The organism is Streptomyces sp. NPDC048254, assembly GCF_043201895.1.
GTDB lineage: Bacteria > Actinomycetota > Actinomycetes > Streptomycetales > Streptomycetaceae > Streptomyces.
The window spans coordinates 1-20,141 of the sequence record NZ_JBICZJ010000026.1 but is presented as its reverse complement, the minus strand read 5'-3'; the positions used below and the strand labels follow the sequence as shown (position 1 = coordinate 20,141).

19 protein-coding genes and 1 pseudogene are annotated in these 20,141 nt (G+C 70.8%); 11 read left to right on the top strand and 9 right to left on the bottom strand.

Annotated features, from left to right (window positions below):
- Both ACGFZQ_RS45835 and ACGFZQ_RS45830 read left to right on the top strand, forming a co-directional pair.
- Positions 1–207, top strand: a complete 207-nt coding sequence (locus ACGFZQ_RS45835) for a hypothetical protein (RefSeq protein WP_351733264.1) — start codon at positions 1–3, stop codon at positions 205–207.
- A 79-nt stretch (positions 208–286) separates the two neighbouring features.
- Positions 287–805 carry a histidine phosphatase family protein gene (locus ACGFZQ_RS45830; RefSeq protein ID WP_351733267.1) on the top strand — a complete coding sequence of 173 codons (519 nt, stop codon included), beginning with the start codon at positions 287–289 and terminating at the stop codon, positions 803–805.
- A gap of 98 nt (positions 806–903) precedes the next feature.
- Here ACGFZQ_RS45830 and serB read toward each other — a convergent pair whose 3' ends face one another.
- Together serB and ACGFZQ_RS45820 are read right to left on the bottom strand one after the other, a co-directional pair.
- Entirely contained in the window at positions 904–2,112 is a 1,209-nt protein-coding gene (serB, locus tag ACGFZQ_RS45825; protein ID WP_393845489.1) for a phosphoserine phosphatase SerB, read from the bottom strand.
- A gap of 247 nt (positions 2,113–2,359) precedes the next feature.
- On the bottom strand, positions 2,360–4,840 hold the full coding sequence (locus tag ACGFZQ_RS45820) for a streptophobe family protein (protein WP_393845488.1): 2,481 nt from the start codon (positions 4,838–4,840) through the stop codon (positions 2,360–2,362).
- Positions 4,841–5,072: 232 nt separating this feature from the next.
- Here ACGFZQ_RS45820 and ACGFZQ_RS45815 point away from each other — a divergent pair, with 232 nt between their 5' ends.
- Positions 5,073–7,604 carry an FHA domain-containing protein gene (locus ACGFZQ_RS45815; RefSeq protein WP_393845487.1) on the top strand — a complete coding sequence of 844 codons (2,532 nt, stop codon included), beginning with the start codon at positions 5,073–5,075 and terminating at the stop codon, positions 7,602–7,604.
- Positions 7,605–7,685: 81 nt separating this feature from the next.
- Here ACGFZQ_RS45815 and ACGFZQ_RS45810 read toward each other — a convergent pair whose 3' ends face one another.
- From ACGFZQ_RS45810 to ACGFZQ_RS45800, 3 genes are all read right to left on the bottom strand, one after another.
- The gene (locus ACGFZQ_RS45810; RefSeq protein ID WP_393845486.1) at positions 7,686–8,552 is read right to left on the bottom strand and encodes a transglycosylase SLT domain-containing protein; all 867 of its coding nucleotides are present in this window, start codon (positions 8,550–8,552) and stop codon (positions 7,686–7,688) included.
- A gap of 297 nt (positions 8,553–8,849) precedes the next feature.
- A complete protein-coding gene (locus tag ACGFZQ_RS45805; RefSeq protein ID WP_351733280.1) occupies positions 8,850–9,932 on the bottom strand; it encodes an S-adenosylmethionine:tRNA ribosyltransferase-isomerase in 1,083 nt (360 codons plus the stop codon).
- The gene (locus tag ACGFZQ_RS45800) at positions 9,929–10,624 is read right to left on the bottom strand and encodes an SDR family NAD(P)-dependent oxidoreductase (protein ID WP_393845485.1); all 696 of its coding nucleotides are present in this window, start codon (positions 10,622–10,624) and stop codon (positions 9,929–9,931) included. The genes ACGFZQ_RS45805 and ACGFZQ_RS45800 overlap by 4 nt, the downstream gene beginning before the upstream one ends.
- 225 nt (positions 10,625–10,849) lie before the next feature.
- Between ACGFZQ_RS45800 and ACGFZQ_RS45795 the strand changes: the two genes are divergently transcribed.
- The 4 genes and pseudogenes from ACGFZQ_RS45795 to ACGFZQ_RS45780 form a co-directional block, all read left to right on the top strand.
- Positions 10,850–11,995, top strand: coding sequence for a GAF domain-containing sensor histidine kinase (locus tag ACGFZQ_RS45795; RefSeq protein WP_393845484.1), 1,146 nt, complete (start codon positions 10,850–10,852; stop codon positions 11,993–11,995).
- Positions 11,988–12,629 carry a response regulator gene (locus tag ACGFZQ_RS45790; protein ID WP_393845483.1) on the top strand — a complete coding sequence of 214 codons (642 nt, stop codon included), beginning with the start codon at positions 11,988–11,990 and terminating at the stop codon, positions 12,627–12,629. Before ACGFZQ_RS45795 ends, ACGFZQ_RS45790 begins: the two co-directional genes overlap by 8 nt.
- A gap of 170 nt (positions 12,630–12,799) precedes the next feature.
- A complete protein-coding gene (locus tag ACGFZQ_RS45785; protein ID WP_351694577.1) occupies positions 12,800–13,048 on the top strand; it encodes a chaplin in 249 nt (82 codons plus the stop codon).
- A 263-nt stretch (positions 13,049–13,311) separates the two neighbouring features.
- A pseudogene (locus tag ACGFZQ_RS45780) lies at positions 13,312–13,461 on the top strand (chaplin); the annotation flags it as partial.
- Positions 13,462–13,512: 51 nt separating this feature from the next.
- Here ACGFZQ_RS45780 and ACGFZQ_RS45775 read toward each other — a convergent pair.
- Complete coding sequence (locus tag ACGFZQ_RS45775) at positions 13,513–14,298, bottom strand: hypothetical protein (protein WP_351733293.1); 786 nt, start codon at positions 14,296–14,298, stop codon at positions 13,513–13,515.
- Positions 14,299–14,448: 150 nt separating this feature from the next.
- Between ACGFZQ_RS45775 and ACGFZQ_RS45770 the strand changes: the two genes are divergently transcribed.
- The 3 genes from ACGFZQ_RS45770 to ACGFZQ_RS45760 all read left to right on the top strand — a co-directional run bounded on the left by ACGFZQ_RS45770 (position 14,449) and on the right by ACGFZQ_RS45760 (position 16,819).
- Positions 14,449–15,240, top strand: coding sequence for an ABC transporter ATP-binding protein (locus tag ACGFZQ_RS45770; protein WP_351694571.1), 792 nt, complete (start codon positions 14,449–14,451; stop codon positions 15,238–15,240).
- A gap of 73 nt (positions 15,241–15,313) precedes the next feature.
- Positions 15,314–15,745, top strand: a complete 432-nt coding sequence (locus tag ACGFZQ_RS45765; RefSeq protein ID WP_393845482.1) for an NfeD family protein — start codon at positions 15,314–15,316, stop codon at positions 15,743–15,745.
- A 129-nt stretch (positions 15,746–15,874) separates the two neighbouring features.
- Entirely contained in the window at positions 15,875–16,819 is a 945-nt protein-coding gene (locus ACGFZQ_RS45760; protein WP_351705772.1) for an SPFH domain-containing protein, read from the top strand.
- A gap of 112 nt (positions 16,820–16,931) precedes the next feature.
- On the opposite strand, the gene ACGFZQ_RS45755 is transcribed toward ACGFZQ_RS45760, so the two are convergent.
- The 3 genes from ACGFZQ_RS45755 to ACGFZQ_RS45745 form a co-directional block, all read right to left on the bottom strand.
- Positions 16,932–17,441, bottom strand: a complete 510-nt coding sequence (locus ACGFZQ_RS45755) for an HNH endonuclease (RefSeq protein WP_351694568.1) — start codon at positions 17,439–17,441, stop codon at positions 16,932–16,934.
- 167 nt (positions 17,442–17,608) lie between these two features.
- A complete protein-coding gene (locus ACGFZQ_RS45750) occupies positions 17,609–18,148 on the bottom strand; it encodes a YbhB/YbcL family Raf kinase inhibitor-like protein (RefSeq protein WP_351733302.1) in 540 nt (179 codons plus the stop codon).
- A gap of 66 nt (positions 18,149–18,214) precedes the next feature.
- On the bottom strand, positions 18,215–18,997 hold the full coding sequence (locus ACGFZQ_RS45745; RefSeq protein ID WP_351733305.1) for a sporulation protein: 783 nt from the start codon (positions 18,995–18,997) through the stop codon (positions 18,215–18,217).
- Positions 18,998–19,133: 136 nt separating this feature from the next.
- Here ACGFZQ_RS45745 and ACGFZQ_RS45740 point away from each other — a divergent pair, with 136 nt between their 5' ends.
- Positions 19,134–19,784 (top strand): DNA-3-methyladenine glycosylase, encoded by a 651-nt coding sequence (locus ACGFZQ_RS45740; RefSeq protein WP_393845481.1) that lies wholly within the window; start codon positions 19,134–19,136, stop codon positions 19,782–19,784.
- Positions 19,785–20,141 lie beyond the last annotated feature (357 nt).

Below are 20,141 nucleotides of genomic sequence, written 5' to 3'. Positions count from 1 at the left end.
ATGCCGGCCCGTACGCACACCCTGCCCCACCCCGCCACCCCGGGCAGCGTCGACGTCCGGCTGCCCTGGTGGGCCCTCGCCCTGCCCGCGCTCGCCTTCGTCGCCCTGCTGGTGCTGATACTGAACCCGGCGGACGCCCACGCGACCACCGGTGACCCGGCCGTCACCCATCTCGTCGAGCGGGTCCAGCAGATCGTCACGCGTTAGCCCCACAACCTCCGGACTGGGCGAAGCCGCATGTCAACTCCCTGCGCCCGATGGCCTGTTTCATGCGAAGCTGGGTGACATGAGCGTCGCAGAACCCCGCAGGATCGTCTTCTTCCGTCATGCGAAAGCCGACTGGCCAGAGGTGACCGACCACGAGCGACCGCTCGCTGACCGGGGCCGAATGGACGCCGCCATCGCCGGACGCAAGCTGGCGGACAGCGGTATCGCCTTCGACCTGGCCCTGTGCTCCACCTCCGTGCGCACCCGGGAGACCTGGAAGCTCGCCGTCCATGAGCTCGCGCACCGGCCGAAAACAGTCTACGAGGAGCGGGTGTACGACGCCTCTCCGGGTGAGCTGATCGCCGTGCTCAACGAGGTGCCCGATGACGCGCAGGACGTTATCCTCATCGGCCACAACCCCAGCGTGCACGGCGTGACCGAGATCCTGGCCGGGAACGCCGAGGGCGACGCCCGCGACCGGATGAACAGCCGGGGCTTTCCCGCCGCCGCCTTCGCCGTCATGACCTTCGAGGGCTCCTGGAAGAGCCTGGAACCCGGCGCGGCCACGCTCGTGGACTACTGGGCGCCCTCCGACTGAGACCACCGTACGACCGCCGCGCTCCGGCACGGGACGACAGGGGGCCCGGCACCGATCTCCTCGGTGCCGGGCCCCTCCCGACAGGACCGCAGGGCGGTTCAGCTCTCGTCGTGGGTGTCCGCCGCCTCGACCTCTTCGCGGGTGACACCCAGCAGGTACAGGACCGTGTCCAGGAAGGGAAAGTTCACCGCCGTGTGCGCGGCCTCGCGGACGACCGGCTTGGCGTTGAAGGCGACACCGAGACCGGCCGCGTTCAGCATGTCCAGGTCGTTGGCGCCGTCACCGATGGCCACCGTCTGCGACAGGGGCACGCCCGCCTCGGCGGCGAACCGGCGCAGCAGCCGCGCCTTGCCCGCACGGTCCACGATCTCGCCGGTCACGCGGCCGGTGAGCTTCCCGTCGACGATCTCCAGCGTGTTGGCCTGGGCGAAATCCAGCCCCAGCCGCTCCTGCAGATCGTCGGTGACCTGGGTGAAACCGCCCGAGACGACGCCGACTTGGTAGCCGAGCCGCTTCAGTGTGCGGATCAGGGTACGGGCGCCCGGCGTCAGCCGCACCTCGGAGCGCACCTTCTGCACGACCGACTCGTCCAGCCCCTTCAGTAGCGCCACGCGTGCGTGCAGCGACTGCTCGAAGTCCAGCTCCCCGCGCATGGCGGACGCCGTCACCTCGGCGACCTCGTTCTCGCAGCCGGCGTGCGCGGCGAAGAGCTCGATCACCTCGTCCTGGATGAGCGTCGAGTCCACATCCATGACCACCAGACGCTGGGCCCGCCGGTGCAGGCCGGCCGCGACGACCGCGATGTCCACGCCGAGTTCCGCCGCCTCCGAGACCAGGGCGGTGCGCAGCGCCTCGGTCCCCACACCGGACACCGCGAACTCCACTGCCGTCACCGGGTACTTGGCGAGCCGGAAGATACGGTCGATGTTGCCGCCCGCCTTGGCGATCCGGGCGGCGATGGCGGCCGTCGACTCGGCGGTCAGGGGGTGACCGAGGACGGTGACCAGGGAGCGGCCGAGTCCGCGCGGGCGGTTGTCGCCGTGGCCGGAGATGATCTCCGCCTGCATCTTCACGGACTCGGCCCAGCTGTGCACGGTTGCCCTGAGGTCGCCCTCAAGCCCGGCCGCGGGCTGGGTCACGAGCGCGCACAGCACCAGACGGCCTCGCGTGACGACCTGCTCGATGTCGACCACGTCGACCATGTACGCGGCAAGAGTGTCGAAGAGGCCGGCCGTGATGCCCGGCCTGTCCTTGCCGAAAATCTTGACGAGGAGAGTGGGGACCTCGGAGGTCTGAGGATCGCTCATGGTGTAACCACCGTAACCGGCACGCAGTGCCTGCGGCGCAGGTGGTCCGCCTGACGGACACGGAACAATAAGTGTCGGATCGGTGTCGGAGGCCTTGCTTCCGTACAACGGGCGAACGTGCGTGCGATGGCGACGGCCGGGAAGAAGGTACTCCCTGGCCGCGCCTTCACGCTCAGTTCAGTGCCGCTCCACGCACCGTCCAGACGACACCGGCCCCACCGCCGTGCCCCGTCCCGACGGGGCGACCTCACCGGGGCCGCCTGGGTGGCGGCGGCGGTGGAGGTGGGGGAGGTGGGGGAGGTGGGGGAGGTGGGGGAGGTGGCGGCGGAGGGCCCGCGGCAGGACCGTCCGGACCGTCCGCTGCCCTTCGGCCGCGTCGCGGGGAGCGGGGCGGCGGGTCGACCGGCCGGGCCATGGTGGGAGCGCCGTACACATCGCCGGCACCGGGCGGTACGTCGGAGGAGTCACCGCCGCTACCGTGCCGCCACTCCTCCGCCGACCGCCTGTCGTCGGGGGACCGACCGTCCGCCGGGGACGACGCGCCCGACGGCGACCGATAGCCCGGACCATCCGCCGGCGCCGTCCCCGGCCTAGAACCGCCCGCAGCCCCCGGCCCCGGACCGCCGTACGGCCCCACCGCATCCCGCGACCCCTGCCCGCCCCCGGGCCGGCCGCCTCGCTCGTCAGCTGGCATGGAGTCCTGCGGTTCCTGCCGCGTGTCGGGCCAGGGCGCCAGTCCGTCGTACGGCCCCGGGGGCTGCCGTTCCCGCGGCGTGTCGGGCCGGGGCGTCTGCCGGTCGTACGGGCCCGGCGCCTGTGGTTGCCACGGCGTGTCGGGCCGGGGCGTCCGGCTTTCGTACGGCGCTTGGGCCTGCGGTTCCTGCGGTGCATCGGGCCAGGGTGGCCCTCCGTCGTACCGCCCCGGTCCCCGCCGATCCGCCGGGCTCTCGGGCCGGGCCTTCCGGTCGGTGTTCCCCGGCTCGCGTAGCTCGTCCGGTACCCGGAGATAGGGGTTCGTGTGCGGATTCGGCGCGCGGTGCGGGGGCACCGGTGCGTAAGGCCCCGCCGCCCCGCCGCTTCCGGCCCGGCCCGGCGTCCCGGGCCCCACCGGGTACGCCGGCCCGCTGCTCGCGTCACCGGCCCCCGCGTCACCCAGTGCCAGTCGTGCCGTGCGGGTGCCGGCCGCGCCGGTCGCCCATGCCAGCAGGGCCCCCGCCGCCCCCGCCGCCGCACCCCAGGCCGCGCCGAGGAGCAGGGCCATGCCCAGCTGCCCGTGCAGTTCGATGCCGGCGCCGAAGGCGTCGAAGCCCAGCACCGACAGCGAGGCGTTCACGGACACGTTCGTCAGCCAGGCCAGCAGCGGCAGCGTGAGCGCGGTCGCGAACCCCAGCCGCACCGCACACCGCCCGGCGAACCCGAGCGCGCCCGGATGCGAGCCCCGCCCGTCCGTGCCGCCGGCATCACCGCGTGAGTCCCATCCGCCCCCGCCGCCCCCGCCCCCGCCCCCGCCGCCCCCGCCGTCCGCGTCACCGCGTGAGCCCCGCGGCGCACCCGACGCACCCGCCGTACCACCCCCGCCGGCACCCGCCCCGGTACCCGCCCCGGCCCCGCGGCCGGCCACCGGCGTCCGGACCGCCGTGAACACCCCGGCCAGCAGCATCAGCAGGGCCGCGGCGATGCCCAGCAGCCACACCCGTCCGTCCAGGTCGGCCAGGCGGCCCAGCGTCACCGACTGGTCGGACGGCGAGTTCAGGAGGTCGTCCAGGGGGTGCGGCAGGAACATGGTGAGGACGCCCGTCGCCCTGGCGTCGAACGGCACGAAGAGGCCGATCGGGATGCCGAGCCAGACGCCGTCAGGGGCGCCGAGCAGCGCCGCGCCCATGATCCGGGCCGGGTGCGGGTCGCCGACCGCCGCGAAGGCGGCCGCCGCCCAGCCCGCCGCGACCGCCACCAGCAGGACCGTCACCAGCGCCGAGGCCGCGGGCCGTACCACCCGGTGCGCCGCCTCCCAGCCGCGCGGCAGCGGAGTGCGGCGCGAGGCCAGCAGGGCGATCAGCAGGACGCCGGCCGACCAGCCGAGGCCGCCGAGCAGGGTCGCCGCCGTGTCCACGCTGAAACCGACCGCCGCGTTCGCGTGCACGAGGTCGCCGAGGCGGTCCGGCAGCAGCCCGCCGACATCCCCGATGCCGGGGATCTTGAGACCGCCCCCGCCCCCGCCGGTGCCCGGCAGCTTGTCCAGCCCCAGCGCACCGCCGTCGATGGTCACGACCGAGTGCCCGGCCCAGGCCAGTCCGCCCAGCGTCGCCACGAACAGCACCACCACCGAGCCCGCGCGGGCGAGCAGTTCGGCCGGTGCGATCACAACTCCGGCCGTGCGCAGGGACCGTAAGAAGAACCAGGACAGCAGGAGGGCTCCCACCAGGCTCACACCCAATGGCGTGATCTCGATGGCCGTGGTGGCCTCCGCCCCTTTCAGACCGAATGCAGACAGATCGCCGTTCGGCGTGACCGAACCACCCGCCCCGAGCGCCACGACCGCCGCTGTCATCGGGCCCAGCGAGCCCGCAGCGTCGGCCTGCAGCAGGTGCAGACCCAACGCCGCGGTACCCGCCATGCCGATCAACGCCCAGCTCACCGCGGCGATCGCGGACAGCAGGATGTCGCCCCACGGCAGCCGCGCGCCGTGCCTCGTGTTCTCGACTCCCGTGCCGGACGTGCCAGAACCCATGGCTGACCCCCCGATCCGCGGACGCGCCGGACCGCTCCGCCGCGCTTGTCCCCCTCGCGTGGATTACCACTCTCCGGCCCGGTTTCAACCCCGTCAACGGAAAGAGTTGAAGCGCTCGGGCGAGGCCTCCACAAGGCCCGACTTTCGGTCAGAGGGCCGAGCCTGAAATAGTTCCCGACGATGTTCGACATCCCTAGACTCCCTGTGATGGGGGTAACTCGGGGGACTACTCATGGGGCTTGGAGTGCCGGAACTCGTACTGGAATCAAACGGACGTACCTGGACGCTCGACCCGTCCAGGTCCTACACCCTCGGACGCGATCCGCAGGGGGACCTCGTGTTCGACGACGCCAGGGTCTCCTGGCGGCACGCCACGATCAGCTTCGACGGCCGCAGTTGGGCCATCGAGGACCACGGCAGTACCAACGGCACCTTCGTGCGGAGCCAGCGGGTCCAGCGGACGGAGATCGGCCCGGGCTCGGCCGTACACCTCGGCAACGCGAACGACGGACCGCTGCTGAGCCTGTCCGGCACCGCGGCCGCCGTCGCCCAACCGCAGCCCCAGCAGCAGCCGTTCGCGGCGCAGGGCGCGGGCGGCGCGGGCTGGTCCCAGCCGCCGGCTCCGCAGCAGTCGGCTCCGCAACAGGACTGGCAGCAGGCCTCGTCGGCGATCCCGCAGCAGCAGGGCGCCCCGGCCATGGCCTCCGGCGGTGGCGCGGGGGCGCCGCCGGTCTACGGCGACCGCAGCCCGACCACGTTCCACCAGTTCTCCATCGGCCGCGTGATGCGCATCGGCCGTGCCCTGGAGAACGAGCTGGTCGTGTCCGACCTGCAGGTCTCGCGCCACCACGCGGAGTTCCACTCCACGCCGGACGGCCGTATGGAGATCCGTGACCTGGGCTCGCACAACGGCACGTACGTCAACGGTGTCGCGATCGCCAAGGGCGGCACCGCGCTGCTCGGCCCGAACGACATCGTCGGCGTCGGCCACTCCACCTTCCGGATCGTCGGCGACCGGCTGGAGGAGTTCGTCGACACCGGCGAAGTCTCCTTCTCCGCACGGCACTTGACGGTCACGGTCGACGGCGGCAAGCAGATCCTCAAGGACGTCTCCTTCGGTGTCCCGGAGAAGTCCGTGATCGCGGTCATCGGCCCGTCGGGATCCGGCAAGTCGACCCTGCTCAAGGCGCTCACCGGCTACCGCCCGGCCAACGAGGGCGAGGTGTTGTACGACAACCGCAACCTGTACAAGCAGTTCGCCGAGCTGCGCCAGCGCATCGGTCTGGTCCCGCAGGACGACATCCTGCACAAGGAGCTGACCGTCAAGAAGGCCCTCAAGTACGCGGCCAAGCTGCGCTTCCCGGCCGACACCACCGGGCAGGAGCGCGACGACCGCATCGACGAGGTGCTGCGCGAGCTGAAGCTCGACATCCACAAGGACAAGAAGGTCACGTCCCTCTCGGGCGGCCAGCGCAAGCGTGTCTCGGTGGCCCTGGAGCTGCTCACCAAGCCGTCGCTGATCTTCCTCGACGAGCCCACCTCGGGCCTCGACCCGGGCATGGACCGCGATGTCATGCAGTTGCTGCGCGGCCTCGCCGACGACGGCCGTACGGTCCTCGTCGTCACCCACTCGGTGGCCGAGCTGGCGCTGTGCGACAAGCTCCTGGTGATGGCGCCGGGCGGTTCGGTCGCCTACTTCGGCCCGCCCGAGGAGGCGCTGAACTTCTTCGGCTACGACACCTGGGCCGATGTCTTCTCCGCCTTCGAGAACTACCGCGACTACGACTGGGCGGGCCGCTGGAAGGGCTCCCAGCACTACCAGATGTACGCCGCGGACATCGACGCCATTGCCCCGCAGTCCGTACAGATGCCCGCGATGCAGGCGATGCGGCCGAAGAAGCCGCAGAGCTGGGGGTCGCAGCTGCTGACCCTGGTGCGCCGGTACGTGGCGGTCATCGCCTCCGACAAGGGCTTCCTGCTGCTGACGGTGATCCTGCCGGCCGTGCTCGGCGCGGTCAGCCTGCTGATCGACAGCGACAAGGGCCTGCTGGTCAACCCGGTGAACTCGAAGACCGGGGTGCCCGTCCCGAACGGCACGGCGACCACGGTCCTGCTGATCCTCGCCGTCGGCGCCTGTTTCGCGGGCGCCGCGAACTCCGTGCGTGAGCTGATCAAGGAACGGGTCATCTACGAACGGGAACGGGCGACCGGCCTGTCCCGGTCGGCGTATCTGATGTCCAAGGTGGTCGTGCTCGGTGTGATCACCGTGCTGCAGGGCCTGATGGTCGGGCTGATCGGCTTCTCCAGCCGCGACATCCCCGCCGAGGGCGTGGTCCTCGGCCACTCCACCCTCCTGGAGCTCTGTATCCCGATCATGGGGCTCGGCTTCACCTCGATGATGTTCGGCCTGGTCATCTCCTCGCTGGTGAAGACCTCCGAGAAGACCATGCCGCTGCTGGTGATGTTCGCGATCATCCAGGTCGTCTTCACCGGCTGCCTGTTCAACCTGAACGGAGCGGTCGGCGTCAACCAGGTCTCGTACCTGATGCCGTCCCGCTGGGCGGTGGGCGCCGACGGCGCCACGCTGGACTTCAACAACATCGCGCCCAACACCGACGACCCGACCAACACGGACCCGCTGTGGAACCACACGGCCGGCGCCTGGACCATGGACATGGCCGCCCTGATCGTCCTCGGGGTGATCTGCGGCTTCCTGGTGGCCCGCTTCCTGCGCCGCCACGAGCCCGAGGTCATGCGCAAGTAGTCGCCCGTACGACGCCGAAGGGCGGCGCCCCGTAATGGGGTGCCGCCCTTCGGCGTGTGCGTGCAGAGGTCCGCGCAGGCCTCAGTACGCGCTGTTGACGTTGTCGATCGAGCCGTACCGGTTGGCCGCGTAGTTGGCGGCGGCGGTGATGTTGGCTACCGGGTCGTAGATGTTCCAGGACGTGCCGTTGACGTGGTACGTGGCGAACGTCGGCGGGATGACCTGGAGCAGGCCCTTGGACGGGATGCCGTTGATGGCGTTGATGTCCCAGTTGTTGATGGCGTTCGGGTTGCCGGAGGACTCCCGCATGATGTTGCGGTGCAGGCCGTTGTAGGAGCCCGGGATGCCCTTGGCCTTCATGATGTCGAGGGCCTGGCGGATCCAGCCGTCGAGGGTGTTCGAGTAGGTCTTCGCGGCGACCTGCTGGATCTGCGGGCGCAGCGCGGACCGGCTCGCGGCCTGCTTGGCGGCGTGCTTCACGTGGGCGGCGTGGGCGGCCTGCTTGGCGGCGGCCTCGACGTGCTTCACGTGGGCGGCGTGGGCGGCCTTGACCTTGGCGGTGTGGGCCGCGTGGGCCTTCTTCACGTGCGCCGTGTGGGCCGCGTGCGCCGCCTGGACCTTCTTGACGTGGGCCACGTGCAGGGCGTGGGCCTGCTTCACGTGGGCCATGTGCAGGGTGTGGGGCGTGGCCGCCTTCTTCTTGGCGGCGATCGCCTCGACCTTGACGTTCTGGAACGCGAGCTGGTCGGTGACCGTGCCCTTGACGTCCTTGATCTGCTCCGTGCCGTAGGCCACCTGGGCCGCGGCCTGGGGGGACCCGGTCGCGACGGTCTCCGCGCTGCTGGGCACGGCGGAGAAGGCGAGGGCGGCGGCGCCGAGCGTGGCGACACCGGCGAGCGCGATCTTGTGATGCTTGGTCAGCGTGGGACTGTGGGAGTGCTTGGGCATAGCGGTGGACCTCTTCGGATAGCGCGGAGGTCGCTCGTTGTCCGTGGGGGAGACCGGCTCCTCCTGCACGAACACCGCGGGGGGAACCCGCGGTGCCGAGCGACGGGAGCCATTGTTAGCGGCCGCAAAATGCCCTGGCAAAGGTGTGACGTACGATCCCCGGTAGTAGAGACCGGAAGGGCAAAACGGGACAGATTAGGCAGTCTGCCCCGTTCACCGTGGGACCCTTTATCTCCTATGTCCGTTCGTACGTGATGTGCGCCCTATGTGCGGCCTCACATCAGCCACACATGAATCTCACCGGGAGTTGCTGACGCAATGCTCTGTGTGAGGCTCCTCCTCCGGGAGGATGAGGTGCACGTCCCCGAACTCGTGCCACAGGTAGAGCCCACGCAGCGCCTCCTCGTAGCTGCGGTCGACGGCGGCCCGGCCCGCGACCGCCTCCAGCATCAGCAGATGCGAGGCCTCCGGCTCGTGCAGCCCGGTCAGCAGCCCGTCCACCACCCGCACCCCGCGCTCGGGCGTCACGACGAGCTCCGTCCACCCCTCGGCCGCCCGCACCACCCCGTCGGTGCCCGCGGCCGACTCCACGGCCCGCACGGCGGTCGTCCCGACGGCGACGACCCGCCTGCCACCCGCCCTGGCCGCGTTGATCAGCCGCGCCGACGCCGCCGGCACGGCGAAACGTTCCGCGTACGGCGGCTCGTGCGCCTCCGCCGACGACACCCCCGTGTGCAGCGTGATCGGCGCGAACTGCACACCCCGGCTCACCAGCTCCGCCACCAGCCGCGCGGTGAAGGGCCGCGCCGCACTCGGCATCTCCGCACTCCCGGCCCCGTCGGCCGAGGGCAGCGCGAACACCGTCTGGTACACGGACAACGGCTGATCCCGCTCCGTATAGGAGTAACGAATGGGCCGCCCGTGCTCCCGCAGCATCCCCGGCACGTTCCCCGAGGCCCGCGCCCACCACAGCCGCTCGCCCCGCGCACTCAGCGGCTCCGCCAGGACCAGCCGCCCGCCCCCGGGCAGCCGCACCTCGCTCCCCGCGAATGCGCCCGCACGCGCGCGTGTCGTCCCCGTGCCGTCCGGCTCCCGCAGCTCGACCGCCCACCGGCCGTCGTCGCCGCGCGTGGAGAAGTGCACCACCACGCGCGCGTGCCCGATCCGCCCGTCCACGGCGGCCGCCAGCGTAGGCGAGGTGTTCACCACCAGCAGGTCCCCGGCCCGCAGCAGCACCGGCAGCTCGGCGAAGGCGTGATGCGACACCGCCGTCCCGCGCGACACCAGCAGCCGTACGGCATCCCGCTCAAGACCCGGCCCGCGCTGCTCGGCCGGCACCCGCGCGGACAGCTCCTCCGGCACCCGCAGAGCCGTCGTCATCGCCCCGCCACCAGAGCCGGCGCCCCGTACCGCCCGCTCGCCGGCCGCTCGTCCAGGAGCCGCAGGAAGGCCGGTACGACACTCACCGGTGCCGGCCGCGGATCGTCGTCGTCCGGTACCGCCGCCGCGTACAGGCCGGTCGCCATGTCCCCGGGATCCACCGCCCACACCCGCAGCCCCGGCTCCTCCACGCCGAGCACGGCCGCCAGCTGGTCCAGGGCCGCCTTCGAGGCGCCGTAGCCGCCCCACGTCTCGTACGCCTCCGCGCCCGCGTCCGAGCTGACCGCGATCACCGCCCCCGCCGCCGACTCCCGCAGCAGCGGCAGCGCCTCCTGGACCAGGCCCAGCGCGGCCACCACATTCACCTCCAGCGCCCGGCGCAGCCCCGCCAGGGGCAGCTCGCCGAGGCGCACCAGCGGCTCGGCACCCAGCGCGCTGGCGTTGCTCACCAGCAGGTCCAGCCCGCCCAGCCGACGCGCGGCGGCCACCAGCTCGGCCCGGTGCCCGGCGTCCGTGACATCGCCGGGCAGCGCCGCCACCCGCGTCCCCGGCCCCGCGACGGACTCCGCCGCCTCCTTCAGCGCCCCCGCACCCCTGGCGTCCAGCACCAGGTCCCAGCCGCGCGCGGCCAGCGCCTCCGCCAGCGCCCGCCCCAGACCCTTCGACGCCCCCGTGATGATCGCTACCGGCATGACAACCGTCCCCTCGGCTCCGTCCGCCTCCGTCGGCGGTGACCTCAACCTAGGAACCGCACCGCCCCGGCCGCCTCGGACGCGGGCCGCAATCCGGCGGGGTCCTTCGGACTACGCCGCCGGTCCGGGGCCTGCGCCCTAGGACCCTGGTCCTACGGCCATCGGCCCGGGCCCCGCCACCATCGGCCGATCCGCGGTGTCACACCCCGCCGGTACCGTGAGGGCATGAGTCAAGGTCCCCGGTCCGGCCTCGCCGCGGTCAGCTCCGCGCTGCTGGCCATGAGCAGGCACCTGGAGGTGCGCGACGTCCTCAAGACGATCGTCGCCTCCGCCCGTGAGCTGCTCGACGCGCAGTACGCCGCGCTCGGGGTCTCCGACGACCACGGCGGCTTCGCCCAGTTCGTCGTCGACGGCGTCACCGACGCCCAGTGGAAGGCCATCGGCCCGCTCCCGCGCCAGCACGGCATCCTCGCCGCGATGCTCCACGAGGCGAAGGTCGAGCGGCTGGCCGACGTCCGCAAGGACCCCCGCTTCGAGGGCTGGCCGTCGGCCCACCCCGAGATGTCCGACTTCCTCGGCCTGCCGATCCGGGACGGCGACGAGATCATCGGCGCGTTGTTCCTGGCCAACAAGAACTGTCAGAAACCCGAGGGCGGCTGCGGCTTCACCGCCGAGGACGAGGAACTGCTCTCCATCCTCGCCCAGCACGCCGCGATCGCCCTCACCAACGCCCGCCTCTACGAGCGCAGCCGCGAGCTGACCATCGCCGAGGAACGCTCCCGGCTCGCCCACGAGCTGCACGACGCGGTGAGCCAGAAACTGTTCTCCCTGCGCCTGACCGCCCAGGCCGCCGCCGCCCTGGTCGACCGCGACCCCTCCCGGGCCAAGGGCGAGTTGCAGCAGGTGGCCGCGCTCGCCGCCGAGGCCACCGACGAACTGCGCGCGGCCGTCGTGGAGCTGCGCCCCGCCGCCCTGGACGAGGACGGCCTGGTCGCCACCCTCCGCACCCAGGTCCAGGTCCTCGACCGTGCCCACGGCGCGCGCGTGACCTTCGCCGCCAGCGGATTCCGCGCCCTGCCCGCCGCCCAGGAGGAGGCACTGCTCCGGGTGGCCCAGGAAGCCCTGCACAACGCCCTGCGGCACTCCGGTGCCGAGCACGTCGACGTGACGGTGAACCGGCGCGGCGGCGGGGCCGTGCTGCGGGTCACGGACGACGGCAGCGGCTTCGACCCGCACCTCACCCGCAGTGCCGGACGCCACCTCGGCCTGGTCTCCATGCGGGACCGGGCGAGCGGGGCCGGTGGCACGCTGACCGTGGAATCGGCGCCCGGCAAGGGCACCACGATCGAGATGGAGGTCCCCGGTGGCTGACGCGATCAGGGTCCTGCTCGTGGACGACCACCAGGTCGTCCGCCGGGGCCTGCGTACCTTCCTGGAGGTCCAGGACGACATAGAGGTCGTCGGCGAGGCCGCCGACGGAGCCGAAGGGGTCGAGCGCGCCCAGGAGCTGAGCCCCGCCGTCGTCCTCATGGACGTCAAGATGCCCGGCATGGACGGCGTGGAGGCCCTGCGCAGGCTCCGCGAACTCGACAACCCCGCGCGCGTGCTCATCGTCACCAGCTTCACCGAGCAGCGCACGGTGATCCCGGCCCTGCGCGCCGGCGCCGCCGGGTACGTCTACAAGGACGTCGATCCCGACGCGCTCGCCACCGCCATCCGCTCGGTGTACGCCGGACACGTCCTGCTCCAGCCCGAGGTGGCCGGCGCCCTGCTCTCCCAGGAGGAGGCCAACTCCGGCCAGGGCAGGGGCGGTTCGCTCACCGAGCGGGAGCGCGAGGTGCTCGGGCTGATCGCCGACGGCCGCTCCAACCGCGAGATAGCCCGCGCCCTGGTGCTCTCCGAGAAGACCGTCAAGACGCACGTCTCGAACATCCTGATGAAACTCGACCTCGCCGACCGCACCCAGGCCGCCCTGTGGGCCGTACGCCATGGCGTGGCCGGCTGAAACGCCCTCCGCAACGCTTCACCGACGGCAACATGGAGGGTCGCCTTCCGGGCTGAGATTCATACCGTCGTGGGAATGTCACCCGGACGGCGCATCCTCTCCCGGCCACCGGCGTTCTTCAGTGCGTGCCGCGGCGACCGCCGTGGCGATCGCCAAGGAGGGCTCAAGAAGTGAAGAACCTGAAGAAGGCAGCGGCCGTGACGATGGTGGCCGGCGGGATCATGGCCGCGGGCGCGGGGATGGCCTCCGCCCACACCGGCGGCTCGCACGCCGACGGCCAGGCCCAGGGCTCTCCGGGTGTCGTCTCGGGCAACGTCATCCAGGCCCCGGTGCACATCCCGGTCAACGCCGTCGGCAACAGCGTCAACGTCATCGGCGTGCTGAACCCCGCCTTCGGCAACCTCGGCCTCAACCACTGAGACCGCGCCGCACAGCGGCATCGACCTCCGGCCTTTCGGGCACCCCCGGAAGGCCGGTCGGCTTTTACTCCCAACGCTTCCTACGGCCAGTGACTCTCAGGCCCAGTGACTCTCAGGCCCAGTGACTCTTACGTCCAATGATCCGAACGGGCAGTCAGGGTCCGGGGCCCCGTACCACCGAGGACTCCTCCGACGTTGACCAGCGCGCGACCCACGGCCGGGTCGGACCCGCACACGCAGGAGGAACCCCTCCCATGAACATCGCCAAGAAGGCCGCGGTCGCCTCCCCGGGCGTCGCTTCCGGCCTGGTCGCCCAGATCCCGCTCCACGTGCCGGTCAACGCCAGCGGTCTCACCGCCCACCTGGTCGGCCTCCTGAACCCCGCGTTCGGCAACACCGCGGTCAACAAGTAGGACCGGCGCCACCATCGAGGGCTACGCCGTCCGGCGTAGCCCTCGGGCGTTCTAACGCCCCCGCTCGCGCTCCTCCACCACCGAGTTGTACGCCGCCACCTGCGCCCGCCGGGCCGTCCGCTCCACCGGCCGCAGGGCCAGCGACCGCGCCGCCATCTCCGACGCGCTCACCGCGCCCCCGTGACCGTTCTCGTGGGCCAGCGAGATCAGCAACCCGACCCGCTGCGCCAGCTCGAGGACCCGCACCGCCCGAGGGGGATACCCGGGAGCCAGTACCTCCCGCCCCCGCTCGGCCCGCGCCCGGTACGCGTCGATCGCCGCCTCCGCCACCGGGCCCGAGCCGGCGACATCCAGCTTCGACAGCATCTCGGTCGCGTCCCTGAGCGCCTCCGCCAGCTCGCGCTCGGCCTCGCCCAGCGAGGGCACGTCCGCAGGCGGCGCCTCCCGCACCGGCAGCACATGCCAGACCACCTCGACATGCACATCACCGGCGGGACCGGCCTCGTACACCTCCGGCACCAGCCCGAGCGCGGTGCCGTAACAGAGCACGGCCTCCTCGGCCTCCAGGGCCCGCGCGTTGAACTCCGGCGGACCGCTCAGCCCCAGCGGATGCCCCGACGCCGGCAGCGCGACCCGCAGCCCGGTCGCCCCCAGCGACCGCAGCCGCCCCAGCGCCAGCGTGAGCCCGACCGGAGCGGACTCCCCGGGCAGCCCCTCCACCCGATGCACCGCGTCCTCGCCGACGATGGCGAGCACGGCGTCATCCGGGGAGACAAGTCCGAGCAATAGGGCATTTCCCCATGCGGCAAGGCGTCCTGAACGCGGTTCCGAAAGCATGCCTCCACCCTAAGGACCGGACCGATGGAATGGGGCGCCGCACTCGTGGCGTAGATTTCATAAGGGCTGCGCCCACCGGCGCCGCCGCCCGAGCCACAGGCGTACGCGCCAGCCGAGACCGGCCACACTGCAAGGGGAGACAACGCGCTCATGAGCGATGTTCTGGAGCTTCAGGACGTATCCGTGGTCCGGGAGGGCCGGGCTCTGGTGGACCAGGTCTCCTGGTCGGTGAAGGAGGGCGAGCGCTGGGTCATCCTCGGCCCCAACGGCGCCGGCAAGACCACCCTCCTGAACATCGCCTCCAGCTACCTCTTCCCCAGCAAGGGCACCGCCACCATCCTCGGCGACACCCTCGGCAAGGTCGACGTCTTCGACCTGCGCCCCCGCATCGGCGTGGCCGGCATCGCCATGGCCGAGAAGCTCCCCAAGCGCCAGACCGTCCTGGAGACCGTGCTCACCGCCGCCTACGGCATGACCGCCCACTGGCAGGAGGAGTACGACGAGGTCGACGAGCAGCGCGCCCGCGCCTTCCTCGACCGCCTCGGCATGACCGACTACGTGGACCGGAAGTTCGGCACCCTCTCCGAGGGCGAGCGCAAGCGCACCCTGATCGCCCGCGCCCTGATGACCGACCCCGAGCTGCTGCTGCTCGACGAGCCCGCCGCCGGCCTCGACCTCGGCGGCCGCGAGGACCTGGTCCGCCGCCTCGGCCGGCTCGCCCGCGACCCGATCGCCCCCTCCATGATCATGGTCACCCACCATGTCGAGGAGATCGCCCCCGGCTTCACCCACGTCCTGATGATCCGCCAGGGCAAGGTCCTCACCGCCGGCCCCCTGGAGCTCGAACTCTCCTCCCGCAACCTCTCCCTCTGCTTCGGCCTCCCGCTCGTCGTCGAACAGCTCGGCGACCGCTGGACGGCCCACGGACTCCCCCTGTCCTGACGGGTCCTGACGGGCGTTCCGCCCCGGGAAAGCGCCCTGTCGGGGTCGGCACCCGCGGCCCTACCATGACGATGTGAACAGCATCGACGCATGGGTGTGGTGGCTCGTCGGCGCGGCGGCGCTCGGAATCCCGCTCGTGGTGACCGCGATGCCGGAATTCGGCATGTTCGCGGTCGGCGCGCTGGCCGCCGCGGCCACCGCCGGACTCGGCGCGGGCGTCGTGCTCCAGGTACTCGTCTTCGTCCTCGTCTCCGTCGCCCTGATCGCCGTCGTACGGCCCATCGCGGCCAGGCACGCCGCCCAGCGACCCCAACTCGCCACGGGCATAGACGCGTTGAAGGGCAAGCAGGCCGTCGTACTGGAACGCGTCGACGGCTCCGGCGGCCGGATCAAGCTGGCCGGCGAGGTCTGGTCGGCACGCTCGCTCGACGGCGGACGCGCCTACGAAGCCGGAGAGGAAGTGGATGTCGTGGAGATCGAGGGGGCCACGGCCATCGTCATCTGACCTCGTACGACGCAACTCAGCGGAAGGACTCCCGAGTTGGGCGAGGGTCTGTCATGCTCGTCCAGCAAGATCTTCAACAACCATAAGATCTGCCGAGCGCCGAGGCGGAGAAGGGTACGGGGAGCGACGATGGAACCGGTCATCATCGTCCTGGTCATTCTGGTGGTGTTGGTCTTCATCGCCTTGATCAAGACGATCCAAGTCATCCCACAGGCAAGCGCCGCCATCGTGGAGCGCTTCGGCCGCTACACGCGGACCCTGAACGCGGGCCTGAACATCGTGGTCCCGTTCATAGACACCATCCGCAACCGCATCGACCTGCGTGAACAGGTCGTACCGTTCCCGCCCCAGCCGGTGATCACCCAGGACAACCTGGTCGTGAACATCGACACGGTCATCTACTACCAGGTCACCGACGCGCGAGCGGCCACCTACGAGGTCGCCAGCTACATCCAGGCCATCGAGCAGCTCACGGTCACCACGCTCCGCAACATCATCGGCGGCATGGACCTGGAGCGCACCCTGACCTCCCGCGAGGAGATCAACGCGGCCCTGCGCGGCGTCCTCGACGAGGCCACCGGCAAGTGGGGCATCCGCGTCAACCGCGTCGAACTCAAGGCGATCGAGCCGCCGACCTCCATCCAGGACTCGATGGAGAAGCAGATGCGCGCCGACCGTGACAAGCGCGCCGCGATCCTCACCGCGGAAGGTACGCGGCAGGCCGCGATCCTCACCGCCGAAGGTGAGAAGCAGTCCCAGATCCTGCGCGCCGAGGGTGAGGCCAAGGCGGCCGCCCTGCGCGCCGAGGGCGAGGCCCAGGCGGTCCGCACGGTCTTCGAGGCGATCCACGCCGGCGACCCGGACCAGAAGCTCCTCTCCTACCAGTACCTCCAGATGCTCCCGAAGATCGCCGAGGGCGACGCCAACAAGCTCTGGATCGTCCCCAGCGAGATCGGCGACGCCCTCAAGGGCCTGTCCGGCGCGATGGGCAACTTCGGCAACCTGGGCGGCGGTTCGGGCGGCAGCGGCAGCGTCCCGGCCCAGGAACGCCGCGAGAAGCCGAACATCGACTAAGGGCTACCTGTAAGCGAACGTTCCCCGCGCCCACCTTCTTGGGGGCGCGGGGAACTGCGCGAGAAGCCACGAACCACCCGCACTCGCGCGACGGGCTCAGCCAGGCAGACGACTAGGCTGCGACATCCCCCGACAGCCACTCAGGAAGCGCGGCCAAGTCCTCGGCCCCCATCGCCAACAGCATCGCATCCTGCGGCGAAGGCTCGAACGGCCTCCGCAGCAACGGCATCCCCGCCTGCTCCGGCGTCCGGTCCGCCTTCCGGTGATTGTCCTCCGCGCACGAGGCCACCGTGTTCAGCCAAGAGTCCTGACCGCCCTGGGCCCGAGGCACCACATGGTCGACGGTCGTCGCCCGCCGCCCGCAGTACGCGCACCGGTGCCGGTCCCTGACCAGCACCCCCCGCCTCGACCAGGGCGCCTGTCTCCGGAACGGCACCCGTACATAACGGCACAGCCTGATCACCCGTGGCGCGGGTATGTCCACATCCGCACCGCGCATGCGCAGTTCGGGGTGGGCCTGCTCGACGACGGCCTTGTCCTGGAGCACCAGGACGACGGCTCGATTCAAAGTCACCGTAGACAGTGGCTCGAAGCTCGCGTTCAGCACCAGCGTGTCACGCATCCAGCCCACCTCCCATGTGCACCGTGCCCACCCCCGGCAGGCTTGGATCAACTCTGGACGGGCGCGCCGAGATGGACAACGCAATAAAAACTGCCCGCCCCTGATCACTTCCAAGACCAGGGACGGGCAAACGTTCAATGAACGCTTGGCTGATTTCGCGCGGTGCGTCAGCCCTTCTCGGGGTTCTCGTACTCGCCGATCAACTGGGCACGGGCGATCGCGTGGAACCGCAGATTGAACCCGACGACGGCCGGCGACACATCGGCGTCCGGGCCGAGCTTCTCCTGGTCCACCGCGTACACCGTGAAGACGTACCGGTGCGAACCGTCCCCGGGCGGCGGCGCGGCACCGCCGAAGTCCTTCGACCCGTAGTCGTTGCGCACCTGTACGGCGCCCTCGGGCAGGCCCTCGAACTTGCCGCTGCCCGCACCCGCCGGCAGCTCGGTCACCGAGGCCGGGATGTCGAACACGGACCAGTGCCAGAACCCGCTCCCCGTCGGCGCGTCCGGGTCGTAGCAGGTCACGGCGAAGCTCTTGGTCCCGGCCGGGAAGCCCTCCCACCGCAGCTGCGGCGAGGTGTTGCCCTTCGCGTAGACCTGAGCGTCCTTGAGCGTCGCCCCTTCCTCGACGTCCTCGCTCGTCACCGTGAACGACGGGACGGGCGGGTGGAAGTCATGGGGGAGCGGCCGCCGCTTGAGCTCGGTCACCTCGGTACCTCCTGATCGATACTGAATCGCTTACGGAGGCCGATACGGACTCCGTGGTTCCCGAGCCTAGAACCAGTTGCGCTTGCTGCCGACCTCGGACAGCCACTGGTTGAGATAAGCCGCCCAGTCGGTCCCCTGGAAGTCGTGCAGACCCACCTGGAAGGACCGGAAGGTGTCACTGCCCTCACTGAACAGCCCCGGCTTCTTGTCCATTTCGAGGATGACGTCCATGGCGTGCTCGTCCGCCACGAAGCTCAGCTCGACCTGGTGCAGACCCCGGTACTGGGACGGCGGGTGGAACTCGACCTCCTGGTAGAACGGCAGCGTCTGCCGGGTCCCCCGGATGTGGCCTTGCTCCAGGTCCGCGTTCTTGAAGCGGAAGCCCAGCTGGATGAAGGCGTCCAGGATCGCCTTCTGCGCCGGCAGCGGGTGCACGTTGATCGGGTCCAGGTCACCGGAGTCCACGGCCCGCGCGATCTCCAGCTCGGTGGTCACCCCGATGTGCATTCCGCGCAGCGCCTGCCCGTCGATCATGGTGACCGGCGTCTCCCACGGGATCTCCAGCCCGAACGGCACCGCGTGCACCGCCCCGGCCTGAAGCTCGAAGGCACCACCGAGCCGCACCTTGCCGAAGTCGATGTTCTGCTTGTACTCCTCGTCGCCGCGCTCCACCTCGACCCGCGCCTGAAGACCCACGCACAGCCCCTGGATCTCCTGGTTCACCGAGCCGCCCTGGATCCGCACCTCGCCCTGGACGACACCGCCCGGCACGACGTTGACCTCGGTGAGCACCGTCTCGACGGAAGCCCCACCGGCCCCCAGGCTCGCGAGCAGCTTCTTGAACCCCATGACTCTCCCTTTACGTACGGACCCTTGATCCCTACAAACGCGATCCGGCCGCGACCGGTTCCGGCCCACACCCTGGCAAGGAGACGAATCCTTGACCACCCCTTGGCACGCCCGGCCTGGACTAGGCTCGGACGCCATGATCGCGCCCCCGGACCGTACGCCACTCCCCAGGGACTTCTTCGACCGCCCTGTACTGGAGGTCGCCCCCGACCTCCTCGGCCGCATCCTCCTCCGCACCACCCCGGACGGTCCGATCGCGGTGCGCCTCACAGAGGTGGAGGCGTACGACGGCCCGAACGATCCCGGGTCGCACGCCTATCGCGGGCCCACACCCCGCAACGAGGTGATGTTCGGTCCGCCCGGACATGTGTACGTCTACTTCACCTACGGCATGTGGTTCTGCATGAACCTCGTCTGCGGTCCGGCGGGCACCGCGAGCGCGGTCCTGCTCCGCGCCGGCGAGATCGTCGAGGGCGCCGAGCTCGCACGCAAACGTCGAGTTTCGGCCCGATATGACAGAGAACTGGCCAAAGGCCCGGCCCGCCTGGCCACCGCACTGGGCGTCGACCGGGCCCTGGACGGCACGGACGCGTGTGCCGCCGGCGAGACACCGCTGCGGATACTGACCGGCACCCCCGTGCCTCCCGACCAGGTCTGGAACGGTCCACGCACCGGAGTCGCCGGCGAGGGAGGCAATGGTGACGTCCATCCCTGGCGGTACTGGATCGCCAATGACCCGACGGTCAGCCCCTATAGGGCACATGCACCCCGGCGCCGCTCAAGTTGACGCGTCCCTGGAAGGTGCGTAACGTAGCCCGAGCCGCTTGAACCGGGTACGGCATTCGCCAGCAGCCGGAAGCGGCCACCCACTACTACGACTTCCCTTGGCGGGGTCGAATTCGTCATGCCCGCATGCCCGAATTCGAACTCGCGGAACTCGATTATGAGTCTCGCAGGGAATCGGCTAACGTAGTGAATGTCGAAAGGCCGACAGGCGAAAGCCGGAAAGCCCCAGACAATCCCGCCGACCGGGAATCGGACGCCGAAAGGATCTGATAGAGTCGGAAACGCAAGAACGAAGGGAAGCCCGGAGGAAAGCCCGAGAGGGTGAGTACAAAGGAAGCGACCGTTCCTTGAGAACTCA